The sequence below is a fragment of the Bradyrhizobium sp. USDA 3397 genome, from assembly GCF_054060965.1.
Window position 1 is genome coordinate 4,655,824 of the sequence record NZ_JBSSDS010000001.1, and the last position, 15,238, is coordinate 4,671,061.

Here is a 15,238-nt window from a genome sequence, read left to right on the forward strand (position 1 = left end):
ACATGTGGCAGGGCCCCGATGCGGTCGACCAGCTCAGGCGCGAGGCCGCCAAGCTGAGGAAGATCAATGCCGCGCTGATGTCGCGCGTCGAGCGCTCGATGGACCAGCAGCTCAACGCCTTTTCATTGTTCGAAACCGCCATCGCGCTCGACCACAAGGTTCGCGACCGGACGCACCAATTGCGCGAGGCGCTGCATTCGGTCGAGCGCGCCAATGAGGGTCTCTACCGCGCCAAGCAGCAGGCGGAGGCGGCAAGCTCGCTGAAATCCTCCGTGCTGATCTCGGTCACCCACGATCTGTTGCAGCCGCTCAACGCGGCGCGCCTGACCCTGTCCGCGCTGACGGAGATGATGGAGTCGCAGGAAGCGGGCGTGCTGATCGACCAGGCGAGCCGCTCGCTGGTGATGCTGGAGGACCTGCTGCGCTCGCTGCTGGAGATCGCCAAGCTCGATTCCGGCGCGCTCAAGCCCGACGTGCGCGCGATCGCGCTGGCGCCGCTGTTCGAGCAGCTCCGCAACGAGTTCGAGCCGATCGCCGCGCGGCAAGGCCTGTCCTTGCGCATCCGCCCCGCTCGGCTCGCAGTGATGTCGGATGCGATGATGCTGCGACGGATCCTGCAGAACCTGCTCGCCAATGCCATTCGCTATACCCGCAGCGGCGGCGTCGTGATCGGATGCCGGCCGCGCGGCGGCCAGATCTGCGTCCAGGTCTCCGATACCGGCCCCGGGATCGCGCAGGCGCAGCAGGAGGCGATCTTCCGCGAATTCCAGCGCGGCGATGCCAATGCGGCCGACCAGGCCGGCTTCGGGCTCGGCCTCTCCATCGTGCGCCGCTTCGCCAGCGAGCTCGGGCACGAGGTGCGGCTGTCGTCACAGCTCGGCAGGGGATCGACCTTCACCCTGGAGCTGGAGCCGGCCGACCTCGCCGAGGTCGCCGACGAGGTGCAGGAGGTCGCGCCCGCCGCGCGGCACTACGATTACAGCGGGCTCGAAGGCGCCAAGATCCTGCTGATCGAGAACGATCCGAACGGCTCGGAGGCGATGGCCGCGCTGCTGGAGGGATGGGGCTGCGACGTCGCGACCACGCGATCGGGTGCGGACGCGCTCGTGCGCCTCAGCGAGCTCGGCGGCGCGCCCGATGTCGTGATCGCGGACCTCCATCTCGATCACGGCGAAAGCGGCCTGTCGGCCATCACCGAGGTGCGGGAGCATTTGAAGCTCGACACCCCCGCCATGATCATCACCGCCGATTATTCCGAACAGGCGGCGAAGCAGGCGAGCCTCCAGGGCCTCGAAGTGCTGAAGAAGCCGATCAAGCCGGCCGAGATGCGGGCGCTGCTGTCGTTCCTGCTGAGCTGAAGCGCGCGGCGCACATCAAGTCGTAAAACAACCCCATGCACAGTACCGATAGCATCTTACAGCATGCTATGGCTTTGACGTTTCAATGAGTTACCTGCCGGCCGTGACGCGCCCCGCATGGCCAAAAAGCGGCAAATAGAAATCACTGCTGATCCGGCGGGGCATGCTCGCGCCGCCCCGGAGTCCCCTCGCCGGCCAAGGTCGCGAAATCGATCCGGGACATTTCGACGATGGCCTTGGTGCGGCTGAGCACGTTGAGCTTGCGCAGGATGTCGGAGACGTGGACCTTCACCGTGGTCTCGGAGATGTTCAGCTCGAAGGCGATCTGCTTGTTCTGCAGGCCGCGCTTGAGCATTTCGAGCACGCGCAATTGCTGCGGCGTCAGCTCGTGCAGGCGTTTCAGCAGATCCTGCGCCGGGCCGGCGGCGCGTTGCGGGCGGACGAGCCCGCGATAGGCGGCCGGGACACAGACCGCACCGCGCAGCACCTCGCCGATCGACTGCGCCAACTCCTGCTTGGAGGACGATTTCAGGATGTAGCCGGAGACGCCGAGCGACAAGGCGCCGGCTATGATCTGCGGATCCTGATGCCCGGATACGATGACGACGGGAATCCTGGGAAAGGCCTTGCGGATGCGGATGATGCCGGAAAGGCCCGTGGTGCCCGGCATCGACAGATCGAGCAGGATGAGGTCGAGCTCGGCAGCAGCCGCGGCCTGCTCCAGCGCACCGTCGATCGACGTCGCCTGAAGGATCTCGGCCGCCGGCGCCGCCAGCTGGAGCGCGCCCTCCAAAGCTTCGCGAAACAACGGATGGTCTTCGACGATCAGAAATCGCATCACGCGTGAGCCATTCTCGGTTGATTGGCCAGATGATCGAAGGGTTCGACGCCGAAACGAGAATGTCGCAGCCGGACCAGACCGGCTTGATCCAAATCAAGCAGGATATTGCGCGTCATTGCGGCCGCCCGCGGTCGGCCCGCGCATAGGGCCGGGCCTTGGGATCCGGCAGGTCCACCTTGCCGATCTCGATGATCGCCTTGTTGCGGCTGAACAGGCCGAGCTTGCGCAGAATTTCGGTGATATGCGCCTTCACCGTGGATTCGGCGAGCTGAAGCTCCTGGCCGATCTGCCGGTTCGGATAGCCGCGCCGCAGTAGTTCGAGCACGCGAAGCTGCTGCGGCGTGAGCTCGCGCAGCTTGACCTCGAGCGCCTTGCTGGCCTCGGCCCGGCGCCGCTGCGACGTTGCCACGAAATCCTTCGGCACCGACACCGATCCGTTCAGCACGCCCTCGATCGACTGCGCCAGCTCGCGCTTCGACAGCGACTTCGGCAGAAAACCCGCGGCCCCAAGCTCCAGCGCCTCGCGAACGACGCGCTGGTCCTCCTCGCTCGACACGATGGCGACGGGCAGGCGTGGATGGGCCTCGCGCAAGCGCAGAAAGCCGGAGAAGCCGGTCGCATCGGGCAGCAGGAGGTCGAGCAGTGCGAGGTCGATGCCCTCGCCCTGCTCGGCCGTCAGGATGTGAAGGGCATCCTCGATCGACATCGCCTCGAAGATCCGCGCCTCCGGCAGAGCCAGCCGCACCGCATTACCGAGGGCCTCGCGAAACAGCGGATGATCGTCGATGATCAGGAAGCTGGTCATGGCGCCTTCACAGGACTGCACCGCCGAATGCTGCACCGTACGGGCATCCGCCGCCGTAGCGGAAGAGGCGGAACCATCCGGCATCAATCCGGCACCGGGATGGCGCCGGATGAACGCTACCACATCCTGCCGATCGGGTTCGGTCAAGACCGTTCAGTCGTTCGATTCGACCTGGACCGTCAGCAGGAAGGAATAGATGCTGCTGAGCTGGTCCTCGGTATAGACCTCCTTCCAGGCCGGCATGCCCTTGTTCGGCCGTCCCTCCTGCACGGTGGTCAAATACTTCTCGCGCATCTCGTCGCCGTAGCGGTGACGCAGCAGCCGCAGATCGATCTTCCGCTCGCTCTGGATCGCATCGGGACCGTGGCAATGCGCACAGGTTCCGTTGAAGATCTCCTTGCCCGCGCCGACGGCCTCAAGGCCCGGCGCGACCGCATCGCCCTTGGTCTCGGTCGCCACGACATTGGCGACCTGGGCGACGGCTCCGCTTCCCGTGCCCGTCGTCACCGGCGTCGGCGCCGCGCCGAAGCGAACCGGCGCACCGCCGGGCAAACCGTATTTCACGGCGAGCTCGCCGATCTTGCCCTGAAGCTGCGGCAGCACGGCATTGACGCGGTCGCGCAGCTCGGTCGAGGTCTTGGCAAAGCCGATGGCGGCATCCCATGACAGGCCCTCGCCCTCGGTGAGCTCGATCTGGTAGCGGCCGTCGTAGCTGGTCTTGTTGAGCCAGCCGGCAACCGGTCCCCAGATGAAGGCGACGTCGGCCCTTCCCTGGTCGAGCGCCTGCATGCCCTCCTCGGGCGACAGCACCGTCACCTTCTGGATATCGTCGCGGCTGGCGAGCAGGTTTTGCGGCGTGCTGGCGAACTGCACTGCGACGCGCTTGCCCTTGAGGCCGTCGATGCCGCCGATCGCCGCGCCCCTCGCAGATTCCTTGGCGGCGACGAGGGCATAGCCCTCCTTGGCGAAGGTGTCGGAGAAGATCACGGCCGGGCCCATGAAATCTGCGGACCGCGGCAGCCCGATCATGGCGTCGCATTGCTTGCCGAGCAGCGTGACCCGCACCGTGCGCTTGCCGAAATAGGATTTGTACCAGTCATAGGCGATCGGCCGGCCGAGCGCCTGCGCAAGGGCTTGTCCGATCTCGACGTAGAAGCCCGGCTTCGACGAGCTGTCGCTCGAGAATGGCAGGTTGGTCGGATCGGCGCAGAGACGGAACGGCTGCGCCTCGTCGGCCTGCAGCTGCGAGGCCGGAACGATCAGCACAGCAGTGGCGCATGCGAGCAGGGCTGCGATGGCGCGATGTCGGCTCGCACCGGTGGCGGAATGATTCGGACGCATCCTCGTCTCCCTTGGCGTTTCGCTTGACGTTTCTCTTGGCGTTGCCGTTGTTGCGCCGGAGCTTGTTGGGCCAGGCGCGGCGGCACCAGGCATCGGCCGATGCCGCAGCTAAAGTCCGGAGAAAGCGCGCGCGTATCCCGTCACCTCGAGGATACGCGCGCGAGTTGTCACTGGACGGAGAACACGAAGAGCGAGCCGCCCTCGGGGGCTGCGGCCGTCATCTTCTTTCCTACCTCGCCCAGGAACGCAGGCAGCGCAGCGGTGCGGCCGACGACGATGGCGACATATTGCTTGCCGTCGACCTGATAGGTCACCGGGCCTGCGCCGATGCCGGAGCCGAGATTCTTGCTCCACAGCACCTTGCCGGACTTCGCATCGATGGCGCGGAAGTCGCCATGGATGTTGCCGGCAAACACGAGGCCGCCGCCGGTGGTCAGCGTGCCGCCGTTGAAGGGCAGGTCTTCCTTGATCGACCAGACCTTCTTCTGCGCGACCGGATCCCAGGCCACGAGCTCGCCGAGGAAGCCGCCGGGGCCTTCCTTGGTCGGGAATTCGGCGCCGAGATAGAACACGCCGCGCTTGTAAGTGACGTCGCTGACCGACCAGTCCATGCAGACGTTGTTGGAGGGGATGTAGACGAGGCCGGTCTGCGGGTTGAACGACATCGGCTGCCAGTTCTTGCCGCCGATCAGGTTCGGGCAGATGTCCTTGGCGGGATGGCCCGGCCCGGGACGCTTGTCGGGATCCTCGACCGCGCGCATCGTGGCGACGTCCCACTTCTTGGCCCAGTTGGAGAACACGTATTTCTCCGCCGACAACACCTTACCGGTCTCACGGTTGGCGACGAAGAAGAAGCCGTTGCGGTCGGCCTTCATCAGCGTCGGAACGGTGCTGCCGCCGATCTTGAGATCCGCGAGCACGGCTTCGTTGACGCCGTCATAGTCCCAGGCGTCGGCCGGCGTGGTCTGGATGTGCCACTTGATCTTGCCGGTGTTGGGATCGAGCGCGAGCGTCGAGGCGGTGTAGAGGTTGGTCAGCTTGCCGAAATTGCCGTCGCCGGTCGAACGCACCGCCGTGTTCCACGGGGCCGGATTGCTGGTGCCCCAATAGACCGTGTCGGTCTTCGGATCGTAGGAACCGACCAGCCAGGCTGCGCCGCCGCCATGCTGGGCGGAGTCGCCCTTCCAGGAATCGCCGCCGGGCTCGTCGGGGGACGGAACGGTGTAGGTCTGCCACACCTGCTTGCCGGTGTTGATGTCGAAGGCCAGCAGCGCGCCGCGCACGCCGTATTCGCCGCCGCCGAAACCGGTGATGACCTTGTCGCGCACGACGAGCGGCGGCGAGGTGATGACCGAGCCCTGCTTGTAGTCGACCACCTTTGCCGTCCACAGCGACTTGCCCGTCGCGGCATCGAGCGCGGTCAGCTTGCCGTCGAGGCGGCCGACGAAGATCTTGCCGTCGGCATAGGAGACGCCGCGGCTGTTCACGTCGCAGCAGGCGTATTGCAGCACGTCCTCGGGAATATCGGGCTCCCAAGTCCATTTGCGCTGCCCCGTCGCGGCATCGAGCGCATAGACGTATTTCGGACCCCACGAGCTCGAAACGTAGAGCGTGTTGCCGATGACGATCGGCGAGGATTCGTTCGAACGCAGCGACGCCAGCGAGAAGGAGTAAGCGAGGGTCAGCTTGCCGGCGTTCTCGGTGTTGATCTGCTTGAGCGGGCTGAAGCGCGTGTTGCCGTAATCGTGGCCGGCAACGGCCCATTGATTCGAATCGGATTGCGCCTTGAGCACCGAATCGTTGGCGCGAACGCCCGGTGTAACGGCGGCGAGCATCGCAATCATGGAGATGCCGGCCAAGAAGCCCTTCGTTCCAAAGGTCATGTATTCCCTCCGCGATGTTGTTGTGCACGCCTCGTTGGGCGCCTGAGCGCACTGCGCTCGTGATGCGCAGTTCGCCTGCGAGCCATCGTTCGAAATTACAGCATCGCCGTTTCGCGCTTAGTATAGGCGGAAGGTAGTAGTGCAAATCATCGGCGGCTTTCGCCGCTCATCTCGTTGTCGCGCCTTGCGTCTTGTCCTTGTTTTGCTGTTCGAAATGCGTCATCGAACTTAGGCAGCATCGCGCCGCGAGCGGAAGCCGCAGCGTTCACTGCCGTAGGGTGGGCAAAGGCGCGCTTCTCGCGCGCCGTGCCCACCACCTCTCTCGATCATGAAGAGTCGTGGGCACGCTTCGCTTTGCGCACCCTACGGCACCTGGAATTGCATCTCCGAATTCAGGCGGCATCGCGCATCGATCACGATGATGGCGCTACCACGCCGGCAAAACTTTCGAAGAAGCTCGCGGCGAGTTTTCGCGACGTCGAGTCGATCAATCGCGAGCCGAGCTGCGCGAGCTTGCCGCCGATCTGCGCGTCGGCCTCGTAGTGCAGGATGGTGACATCAGGGGCTTCTTCCTCCAGCCTGACCTTCGCGCCGCCCTTGGCAAAGCCGGCGACGCCGCCGGCGCCTTCGCCGACGATGCGATAGCCGTTGGGCGCATCGATATCGGTCAGCGTGACCTTGCCGCTGAACGTCGCCTTCACCGGACCGACCTTCAGCACCACCGTCGCCGTCATTTCGGTCGGCGACGCCATCTCGAGCGATTGGCAGCCGGGAATGCAGCGCCTGAGAATTTCGGGATCGTTGAGCGCAGCCCACACCGTGTCCTTCGACGCCGGGATCCGCTGACTGTCGTTCATCTGCATCGCTTCCACCCTTGTTGCCGTTGCCTGTACGGCTCGACTAGGGGGACGGGCGGCTGCGATCTATCGCCAGGAAGTAGTAGTCCTGCTTTCCGTGACCATTCACACGATGTCATTCCGGGGCGCGCCTGTTGGCGCGAGCCCGGAATCCATTTCTCCACGGACTCTGCGGCTCGATGGATTCCGGGCTCCCTCGCTCCGCTCGGGCCCCGGAATGGCGGAGTGGACTGTCCTGACCGACGCGGCTTGACGGCGGCACTTCGCTGCATCGCCGTAAGCAAAATCAATGGCTTAAGCTGTCTCGTCCTACTACCAAGATCGCGATTACAAAGGCGGGGGCGCATGCTCCTATTCGCGCAACGAGCACGGCATTCAAGGGAGGAACGACGCCCGACCGGGCCTAGGTCCAGGGCAAGCGGCGAGATGACCACGGCACGCGCGACCAGCTCACGCGCCTATTGCGGCGGCAGCGAGCACGCCATCGCAGATGCTAGCTGCGACTTTCCGTGTGTCTCCCACAATGTCGCAGCACGTGATGGCGGCGGCACGAGACGTCGTGGCCGAATCGCAGATCGGCGACCGTCACCACGATGACCCTTCCATGACCGCGTTCAGCAAAAACCCAGTTGCAAAGTTTCGTTTGCGCTGTCTCTAATTAGAACCAATCAAAATCACTTTGGGAGGACTTCAAGTGTCTACAGTCAAACTGACGGTCAACGGCAAGGCCGTTGCTGTCGATGTCGAGGACCGCACGCTGCTGGTCCAGCTCCTGCGCGATCACCTCAACCTGACCGGGACCCATGTCGGCTGCGACACGAGCCAATGTGGCGCCTGCGTCGTGCACATGGACGGCCGCGCGGTGAAATCCTGCACCATGCTGGCGGGGCAGGCCGACGGCGCCAATGTCACCACGATCGAGGGCATCGCCAAGGGCGACGAACTGCACCCGATGCAGGCCGCCTTCCGCGACAATCACGGCCTGCAGTGCGGCTATTGCACGCCGGGCATGATCATGTCGGCGATCGACATCGTGCACCGCCATGGTGGACAGCTCGACGAGGCGACCGTCCGCACCGAGCTCGAAGGCAATATCTGTCGCTGCACCGGCTATCACAACATCGTCAAGGCGGTGCTGGACGCCGCCGGCCGCATGAAGGTCTCGCAGGCGGCCGAGTAAGCGGCGCGCCTCGAAACAAGAACAACCGTCGCAGCCGTCGTTGGACGGCGCGATCAAGGAAATTTCCGGTCGGGAGGACCAGACATGGGTGTTGAAGGCATCGGCGCACGCGTCGTGCGCAAGGAAGACAAGCGTTTCATTACCGGCAAGGGCCGTTACGTCGACGACATCAAGTTGACGGGAATGACCCATGCCTATTTCATCCGCAGCCCGCACGCGCACGCCAAGGTCAAGAAGATCGACTCGTCCGCGGCGCTGAAGATGCCGGGCGTGGTCGCCGTGCTCACCGGACAGCAACTGGTCGACGACAAGGTCGGCAACCTGATCTGCGGCTGGGCCATCACCTCCAAGGACGGCAGCCCGATGAAGATGGGCGCATGGCCGGCGATGGCGCCGGAGACGGTGCGCTTCGTCGGGCAGGCGGTCGCAGTCGTGATCGCCGACAGCAAGAATCTCGCGCGCGACGCGGCGGAAGCCGTCGTGGTCGACTACGAGGAGCTTCCCGCGGTCGCCGACATGCACGCCGCCATCAAGCCCGGCGCGCCGCAGCTTCATCCCGAGGCTCCCGGCAACCAGGTCTATGATTGGGTGATCGGCGACGAGGGCGCGGTGAATGCCGCCTTCTCGAAAGCCGCCAATGTGGTGAAGCTCGACGTCACCAACAACCGCCTCGCGCCGAATGCGATGGAGCCGCGCGCGGCGATCGCCGATTACGACACCGCGGAGGAGCACTTCACGCTCTATACGACGTCGCAGAACCCGCACGTCGCGCGTCTCGTGCTCTCGGCGTTCTACAACATCGCCCCCGAGCACAAGCTGCGCGTGATCGCGCCCGACGTCGGCGGCGGCTTCGGCTCCAAGATCTTCATCTATCCCGAGGAGATGGTGGCGCTGTGGGCCTCGAAGAAAGTCGGCCGTCCCGTCAAGTGGACCGGCGACCGGACCGAAGCCTTCCTCACCGACGCGCATGGCCGCGATCACATCACCCATGCCGAGATGGCCTTCGACGCCAACAACAAGATCATCGGCCTCAAGGTGAAGACCTACGCCAATTTCGGCGCCTACATGTCGCTGTTCTCGTCCTCGGTGCCGACCTATCTCTACGCGACGCTGCTGTCGGGCCAGTACAACATCCCGGCGATCCATGCCGAGGTGATCGGGGTCTACACCAACACCACGCCGGTCGACGCTTATCGCGGCGCGGGCCGGCCCGAGGCGAGCTATCTGATCGAACGGTTGATGGAGACGGCGGCGCGGCAGCTGAACGTCGATCCGGCCCAGTTGCGCCGGACCAACTTCATCACCCAGTTCCCGCACCAGACGCCTGTCATCATGGCCTACGACACCGGCGACTTCAACGCTTCCCTCGATGCGGCGATGAAGGCGATCGACTATGCCGGCTTCCCTGCCCGCAAGGCCAAGGCGAAAGCCGACGGCAAGCTGCGCGGCATCGGCGTGTCCTGCTACATCGAGGCCTGCGGCATCGCGCCGTCGAAGGCGGTCGGCAGCCTGGGCGCCGGCGTCGGCCTATGGGAATCGGCCGAAGTGCGCGTCAATCCGGTCGGCACCATCGAGATCCTCACCGGCTCGCACAGCCACGGCCAGGGTCACGAGACCACGTTCTGCCAGCTCGTCGCGGAGCGCCTGGGCGTTCCGATCAGCCAAGTCTCGATCGTCCATGGCGACACCGACAAGGTCCAGTTCGGCATGGGCACCTACGGCTCGCGCTCGGCGGCCGTCGGCCTCACCGCGATCCTGAAGGCGATGGAGAAGATGGAATCCAAGGCCAAGAAGATCGCCGCGCATGCGCTGGAGGCGTCGGAGGCCGACATCGTCATCGAGAACGGCGAGTTCAAGGTAACAGGCACCGACAAGGCGATCGCCCTACCGATGGTCGCGCTCGCGGCCTACACCGCGCACAACCTGCCTGACGGGATGGAGCCGGGTTTGAAGGAGAGCGCCTTCTACGACCCGACCAACTTCACCTTCCCGGCCGGCGCCTATATCTGCGAGCTCGAGGTCGATCCCGGCACCGGCAAGACCTCCTTCGTCAACTTCGTCGCGGCCGACGATTTCGGCCGGCTGATCAACCCGATGATCGTCGAGGGCCAGGTCCATGGCGGCCTTGTGCAGGGCATCGGGCAGGCGTTGCTCGAGCATGCGATCTACGATGCCAACGGCCAGCCGGTCACGGCCTCGTTCATGGATTACGCCATGCCGCGCGCCGACGACGTGCCGTCGTTCAACCTGTCCCACACCACGACGCTCTGCCCGGGCAATCCCTTGGGCATCAAGGGTTGCGGTGAGGCCGGCGCGATCGGCGCATCGGCGGCCGTGATCAACGCGATCACGGATGCGATCGGCAAGAACAACCTGGAAATGCCCGCAACCCCGGACCGGGTGTGGCGCACGATCCACGCGGCTTAAGGGAGGACCGAAGATGTACCAGACCACCTATCATCGCGCCTCCTCGGTCGACGAGGCCGCCAGCCTGTTCGCAAAAGGCAGCGAGTCGAAGTTCCTCGCCGGCGGTCAGACGCTGCTGCCGGTCATGAAGCAGCGCCTCGCAGGTCCCTCCGACGTCATCGACCTCGGCAGGATCAAGGAGCTGCAGGGCGTCGAGCTGTCGGGCGACACGCTGACCATCAAGGCGGCGACGACCTATTACGACATCATGACGAATGCCGATGTGAAGCAGGCGATCCCCGCGATCGCCTATCTCACCTCGGTGCTCGGCGACCCCGCCGTGCGTTATCGCGGCACGATCGGCGGCTCGATCGCCAACAACGATCCGGCTGCGGATTTCCCGGCGGCGCTGCTCGCGCTCGGCGCCACCGTGAAGACCAACAAGCGGTCGATTGCGGCGGATGATTTCTTCCAGGGCCTGTTCACGACGGCGCTGGAAGACGGCGAGATCATCACCGCCGTGTCATTCCCGGTGCCGGCGAAGGCAGGCTACGAGAAGATGCGGCATCCGGCCTCGCGCTTTGCGCTCACCGGCGTGTTCGTGGCGCAGACCAAGTCGGGCGAGGTGCGGGTCGCCGCCACCGGCGCCTCACAAACCGGCGTGATGCGGGTGGGCGCGATCGAGGCGGCGCTGAAGGCGAACTGGTCGCCGTCGGCGATCGACAGCGTGACGATTTCGGCGAACGGATTGCTGGCCGACATCCACGGCACGGCGGAGTATCGCGCCAATCTGATCAAGGTGATGGCACAACGCGCGGTCGCCGCTGCGCGCTGACGGTTCGGCTAAAGCGCGATGCGATTGGGATGAATCGTCATCGCGCTTTAGGTTATTGTTCCAGCATGATCCTTTCGGAAAACCGCTACGCACTTTTCCGGATCATGCTGTAGCGTCTCCACGCAAATTTTCCGCGGCGCGCACTTTAGTGCGCGCCGCTTTATTTTGGCCGTGCGGCATGAAAACCGCTTGCCTCGCTGGCGTGAAGGCGAGAAAAGTTAATCGGCCGATTAACTCGCTCAACAGAAGAAACGTCAGAGGCAATTGCCGACGCCGGCATGCGCCCGCGACCCGAGGAAACAACAACGTGCTCGACAAACCAGCCTCCACCTCCTCCGTCCGCGCTTCCGGCCCGCTCTCGGGCTTCCGCATCGTCGAATTCGCCGGCATTGGGCCCGGTCCGTTCGCCTGCATGATGCTGGCCGACATGGGCGCCGACGTCGTCACCCTCGACCGCGTCGGCGCCAAGAAGAGCATGAAGTCGGTGGCCGGGCGCGGCCGCAAGGTGATCGAGCTCGACCTCAAGGACAAGGCGGCGATCGCGCAAGTATTGGATCTGCTCGCGAGCGCGGACGCGCTGGTCGAGGGTTTTCGCCCCGGTGTGATGGAGCGGCTCGGCCTCGGGCCGGACGTCGTGCTCGCACGCAACCCGAAGCTGGTCTATGGCCGCATGACCGGCTGGGGCCAGGAGGGCCCGCTCGCCAACGCCGCCGGCCACGACATCAATTACATTTCCATCACCGGCGCGCTCGCCGCGATCGGCACGAAGGAAGCGCCGGTGCCGCCGCTCAATTTGGTCGGCGATTTCGGCGGCGGTGCGCTCTATCTCGTCGTCGGCGTGCTCGCGGCGCTTCTGGAAGCGCAGAAATCGGGCAAGGGCCAGGTGGTGGACGCGGCAATGTGCGACGGCGCGGCCTCGCTGATGTCGTTCTTCTTCGACATGACCACGATGGGACGCTGGACCGAGGGGCGTAACCAGAACTTCCTCGACGGCGGCGCGCATTTCTACGGCGTCTACGAATGCGCCTGCGGGCACTTCGTCTCGATCGGCTCGATCGAGCCGCAATTCTACGCGCTGCTGCGCGAGCATGCGGGCCTGACGGATGCGGATTTCGACGCGCAGATGGACCGCAAGGCCTGGCCGGCGCTGAAGGAGAAGCTGAAGGCCGTGTTCAAGAGCAAGACGCGCGAGGACTGGTGCAAGATCATGGAAGGCACCGATATCTGCTTCGCGCCGGTGCTGACCATGTCTGAGGCGACACAGCATCCGCACATGGTCGCCCGCAACGTCTTCATCGAGCGGCACGGCGTGAAACAGCCGGCCCCGGCGCCGCGGTTCTCGCGCACGCCCTCGGCGGCACGCGAGCCCGAGGCGGCGGAGATCGGGGCGGTGATGACGGCGTGGCAGGCGCCGAAGTAATTTCCGCGGTCATCCCGGGACGCGCGGGGCGCGAGCCCGGGATCCATAACCACAGTCGCGTAGGGTGGGCAAAGGCGCGAAGCGCCGTGCCCACGTCTTCGCATCAATTAGGCAGGACGTGGGCACGCTTCGCTTTGCCCACCCTACGCAGTGTGCGTGACGGCCGCGCCCTACGCCGCGTCTCCCACCTTCAACACACCGCGGCGAATCTGATCCTCCTCGATGGATTCGAACAGGGCCTTGAAATTGCCCTCGCCAAATCCATCGTCGCCCTTGCGCTGGATGAACTCGAAGAAGATCGGGCCGATCGCGTTGGCCGAGAAGATCTGCAGCAGCACCTTGGTCTGGCCGCCATCGACCACGCCCTCGCCGTCGATCAGGATGCCGTTTTTCTTGAGCCGGGCGACGTCCTCGCCGTGCTTGGGCAGGCGCGTATCGATCTTCTCGAAATAGGTGTCGGGCGGCGACGGCATGAAGGGCAGGCCGGCCTCGCGCAGGCCTTCGATGGTGCGGTAGATGTCGCGGCAGCCGCAGGCGATGTGCTGGATGCCCTCGCCGCGATAGGTCTGCAGATATTCCTCGATCTGGCCGGACTCGCCGGCGTCCTCGTTGATCGGAATGCGGATCTTGCCGTCGGGGCTGGTCAGCGCGCGCGAGAACAGGCCGGAGGCGCGGCCCTCGATGTCGAAGAAGCGGATCTGGCGGAAGTTGAACAGCTTCTCGTAGAAGCCGGCCCAGACATTCATGCGGCCGCGATGGACGTTGTGGGTGAGATGGTCGAGATAGAACAGGCCGGCGCCATGCGGCTTGGGATCGCGCGCGCCCAGCCATTCGAACTCAGCGTCATAGGCCGAGCCCTTGGCACCGTAGCGATCGACGAGATAAAGTAGGCTGCCGCCGATGCCCCTGATCGCGGGCACGTCGAGCGTCTTCTGCGTCGATGACACATCGGCCGGCTCGGCGCCGAGCGCAATGGCACGGTCATAGGCCGCCTTGGCATCGACGACGCGAAACGCCATCGACGGCGCGCAGGGGCCGTGGGCGGCGACGAACTCATAACCGTGAGTGCCGGGCTCCTCGTTGACGAGATAGTTGATGTCGCCCTGGCGATAGACCGTGATCTTCTTGGTTCTGTGGCGCGCGACGGGCGCATAGCCCATCAGCTTGAACAAAGCGTGCAAGTCTTGCGGATTGGGATGCGCGTATTCGACGAACTCGAAGCCGTCGGTGCCCATCGGGTTGTCGGCAGTGATCGTGGCCGGCGGTGCATCGTGCGGAAACGGTCCCATGGTGTTCTCCCGAATGGCTGCTGACAGGAACTATCCTTCATAAGCCATGCAATGAGCGTGCAAACGAGGCGGGCTTTGGCTATTCTATGCACGATCCGTGCATGAAATGGATGAAAGACGCATGATTTCTGTTGACGCCTTCGACCTCAGGATTCTCGGCGCGCTTCAGGACGATGGCCGCCTCACCAACCAGGAGCTCGCCGAGCTCGCGGGCCTTTCAGCCTCGCAATGCTCGCGGCGGCGGATGCGGCTGGAGGAGGAGAAGGTGATCGCGGGCTACCACGCCGACCTCTCCAGCGAGGCGCTCGGCTTCGGCGTGATCGCCTTCATCCAGGTGGGACTGGCGACCCACTCGCCGGACAATTCCAAGCGTTTTCGCGCGCTGGTGAACCGGATCGATGAGATCCAGGAGGCGTATTCGCTGACGGGCGATGCCGACTATGTGCTCAAAGCCGTGCTGCGCGATCTCAAGGGCCTATCCAACCTCGTCGACAACGACGTGCTGATGCCGCACCAGAGCGTGGCGCATGTGCGCTCCTCGATCGTGCTTGATAGGCTGAAGGAGAGCTCGAAGCTGCCGCTGAAGGAGATCAAGCCCGGCTGAAATCGAGGGAACTACGGCATTCGCGCTGGCTGCACGATCTGCGATGATCGCAGCTCTAGTTGCGGAGATTCAACATGGCACTCCAGCTGCGACCGAACTGCGAATATTGCGATTGCGATCTGCCGCCCGACGCGACCAATGCGCGGATCTGCTCCTATGAATGCACGTTCTGTGCGGACTGCGTCGAGACCAAGCTGTTCAATGTCTGCCCGAACTGCGGCGGCGGCTTCGCCCCGCGCCCGATCAGGCCGGCGCAGGAATGGCGGCCGGGCGTATGCACCGCCAAGCAGGCGCCGTCGGACAAGCGGGTGCATTTGAAGTACAGCATGGAGGACGTCGCGGCGCATTGTGCGCGGGTGCGCGACGTGCCGCCGGAGAGGCGGTAGGCTCCATCCACGCCGTCATTGCGAGCGCAGCGA

13 protein-coding genes are annotated in these 15,238 nt (G+C 64.7%); 7 read left to right on the forward strand and 6 right to left on the reverse strand.

Annotated features, from left to right (window positions below; genetic code table 11):
- The first annotated feature begins 2 nt into the window (after positions 1 to 2).
- Complete coding sequence (locus ACVWYQ_RS21485) at positions 3 to 1,358, forward strand: hybrid sensor histidine kinase/response regulator (RefSeq protein WP_404546381.1); 1,356 nt, start codon at positions 3 to 5, stop codon at positions 1,356 to 1,358.
- A gap of 142 nt (positions 1,359 to 1,500) precedes the next feature.
- On the opposite strand, the gene ACVWYQ_RS21490 is transcribed toward ACVWYQ_RS21485, so the two are convergent.
- The 5 genes from ACVWYQ_RS21490 to ACVWYQ_RS21510 all read right to left on the reverse strand — a co-directional run bounded on the left by ACVWYQ_RS21490 (position 1,501) and on the right by ACVWYQ_RS21510 (position 7,085).
- Positions 1,501 to 2,196: a response regulator gene (locus ACVWYQ_RS21490; RefSeq protein WP_404546383.1), complete on the reverse strand. Its 696-nt coding sequence runs from the start codon at positions 2,194 to 2,196 to the stop codon at positions 1,501 to 1,503.
- 115 nt (positions 2,197 to 2,311) lie between these two features.
- A complete protein-coding gene (locus tag ACVWYQ_RS21495; RefSeq protein ID WP_404544621.1) occupies positions 2,312 to 3,004 on the reverse strand; it encodes a response regulator in 693 nt (230 codons plus the stop codon).
- Between the two features lie 153 nt (positions 3,005 to 3,157).
- Positions 3,158 to 4,345: a c-type cytochrome gene (locus ACVWYQ_RS21500; RefSeq protein WP_404544622.1), complete on the reverse strand. Its 1,188-nt coding sequence runs from the start codon at positions 4,343 to 4,345 to the stop codon at positions 3,158 to 3,160.
- Positions 4,346 to 4,512: 167 nt separating this feature from the next.
- Entirely contained in the window at positions 4,513 to 6,228 is a 1,716-nt protein-coding gene (locus ACVWYQ_RS21505; protein ID WP_063822491.1) for a PQQ-dependent methanol/ethanol family dehydrogenase, read from the reverse strand.
- Between the two features lie 413 nt (positions 6,229 to 6,641).
- Positions 6,642 to 7,085 (reverse strand): SRPBCC family protein, encoded by a 444-nt coding sequence (locus ACVWYQ_RS21510; RefSeq protein WP_404544624.1) that lies wholly within the window; start codon positions 7,083 to 7,085, stop codon positions 6,642 to 6,644.
- Positions 7,086 to 7,779: 694 nt separating this feature from the next.
- On the opposite strand from ACVWYQ_RS21510, the gene ACVWYQ_RS21515 reads away from it, so the two are divergent.
- From ACVWYQ_RS21515 to ACVWYQ_RS21530, 4 genes are all read left to right on the forward strand, one after another.
- Positions 7,780 to 8,265, forward strand: coding sequence for a (2Fe-2S)-binding protein (locus ACVWYQ_RS21515; protein WP_225143293.1), 486 nt, complete (start codon positions 7,780 to 7,782; stop codon positions 8,263 to 8,265).
- 84 nt (positions 8,266 to 8,349) lie between these two features.
- Positions 8,350 to 10,692 (forward strand): xanthine dehydrogenase family protein molybdopterin-binding subunit, encoded by a 2,343-nt coding sequence (locus tag ACVWYQ_RS21520; RefSeq protein ID WP_157287013.1) that lies wholly within the window; start codon positions 8,350 to 8,352, stop codon positions 10,690 to 10,692.
- 13 nt (positions 10,693 to 10,705) lie between these two features.
- A complete protein-coding gene (locus ACVWYQ_RS21525) occupies positions 10,706 to 11,506 on the forward strand; it encodes an FAD binding domain-containing protein (RefSeq protein ID WP_404544627.1) in 801 nt (266 codons plus the stop codon).
- Between the two features lie 307 nt (positions 11,507 to 11,813).
- Positions 11,814 to 12,926 (forward strand): CaiB/BaiF CoA transferase family protein, encoded by a 1,113-nt coding sequence (locus ACVWYQ_RS21530; RefSeq protein ID WP_404544630.1) that lies wholly within the window; start codon positions 11,814 to 11,816, stop codon positions 12,924 to 12,926.
- 170 nt (positions 12,927 to 13,096) lie between these two features.
- Here ACVWYQ_RS21530 and hppD read toward each other — a convergent pair whose 3' ends face one another.
- On the reverse strand, positions 13,097 to 14,215 hold the full coding sequence (gene hppD / locus ACVWYQ_RS21535) for a 4-hydroxyphenylpyruvate dioxygenase (RefSeq protein WP_456726360.1): 1,119 nt from the start codon (positions 14,213 to 14,215) through the stop codon (positions 13,097 to 13,099).
- A gap of 121 nt (positions 14,216 to 14,336) precedes the next feature.
- Between hppD and ACVWYQ_RS21540 the strand changes: the two genes are divergently transcribed.
- Together ACVWYQ_RS21540 and ACVWYQ_RS21545 are read left to right on the forward strand one after the other, a co-directional pair.
- Complete coding sequence (locus ACVWYQ_RS21540; protein ID WP_456726361.1) at positions 14,337 to 14,819, forward strand: Lrp/AsnC family transcriptional regulator; 483 nt, start codon at positions 14,337 to 14,339, stop codon at positions 14,817 to 14,819.
- Between the two features lie 74 nt (positions 14,820 to 14,893).
- Complete coding sequence (locus ACVWYQ_RS21545) at positions 14,894 to 15,205, forward strand: DUF1272 domain-containing protein (protein ID WP_275503139.1); 312 nt, start codon at positions 14,894 to 14,896, stop codon at positions 15,203 to 15,205.
- The last annotated feature ends 33 nt before the right edge of the window (positions 15,206 to 15,238 follow it).

Bases quoted from the DNA above. Each gene is read 5' to 3' on its own strand.
- ACVWYQ_RS21485 (WP_404546381.1), top strand. From the start codon at position 3: ATGTGGCAGGGCCCCGATGCGGTCGACCAGCTCAGGCGCGAGGCCGCC.
- ACVWYQ_RS21490 (WP_404546383.1), bottom strand. From the start codon at position 2,196: ATGCGATTTCTGATCGTCGAAGACCATCCGTTGTTTCGCGAAGCTTTG.
- ACVWYQ_RS21495 (WP_404544621.1), bottom strand. From the start codon at position 3,004: ATGACCAGCTTCCTGATCATCGACGATCATCCGCTGTTTCGCGAGGCC.
- ACVWYQ_RS21500 (WP_404544622.1), bottom strand. From the start codon at position 4,345: ATGCGTCCGAATCATTCCGCCACCGGTGCGAGCCGACATCGCGCCATC.
- ACVWYQ_RS21505 (WP_063822491.1), bottom strand. From the start codon at position 6,228: ATGACCTTTGGAACGAAGGGCTTCTTGGCCGGCATCTCCATGATTGCG.
- ACVWYQ_RS21510 (WP_404544624.1), bottom strand. From the start codon at position 7,085: ATGAACGACAGTCAGCGGATCCCGGCGTCGAAGGACACGGTGTGGGCT.
- ACVWYQ_RS21520 (WP_157287013.1), top strand. From the start codon at position 8,350: ATGGGTGTTGAAGGCATCGGCGCACGCGTCGTGCGCAAGGAAGACAAG.
- ACVWYQ_RS21525 (WP_404544627.1), top strand. From the start codon at position 10,706: ATGTACCAGACCACCTATCATCGCGCCTCCTCGGTCGACGAGGCCGCC.
- hppD (WP_456726360.1), bottom strand. From the start codon at position 14,215: ATGGGACCGTTTCCGCACGATGCACCGCCGGCCACGATCACTGCCGAC.
- ACVWYQ_RS21540 (WP_456726361.1), top strand. From the start codon at position 14,337: ATGATTTCTGTTGACGCCTTCGACCTCAGGATTCTCGGCGCGCTTCAG.
- ACVWYQ_RS21545 (WP_275503139.1), top strand. From the start codon at position 14,894: ATGGCACTCCAGCTGCGACCGAACTGCGAATATTGCGATTGCGATCTG.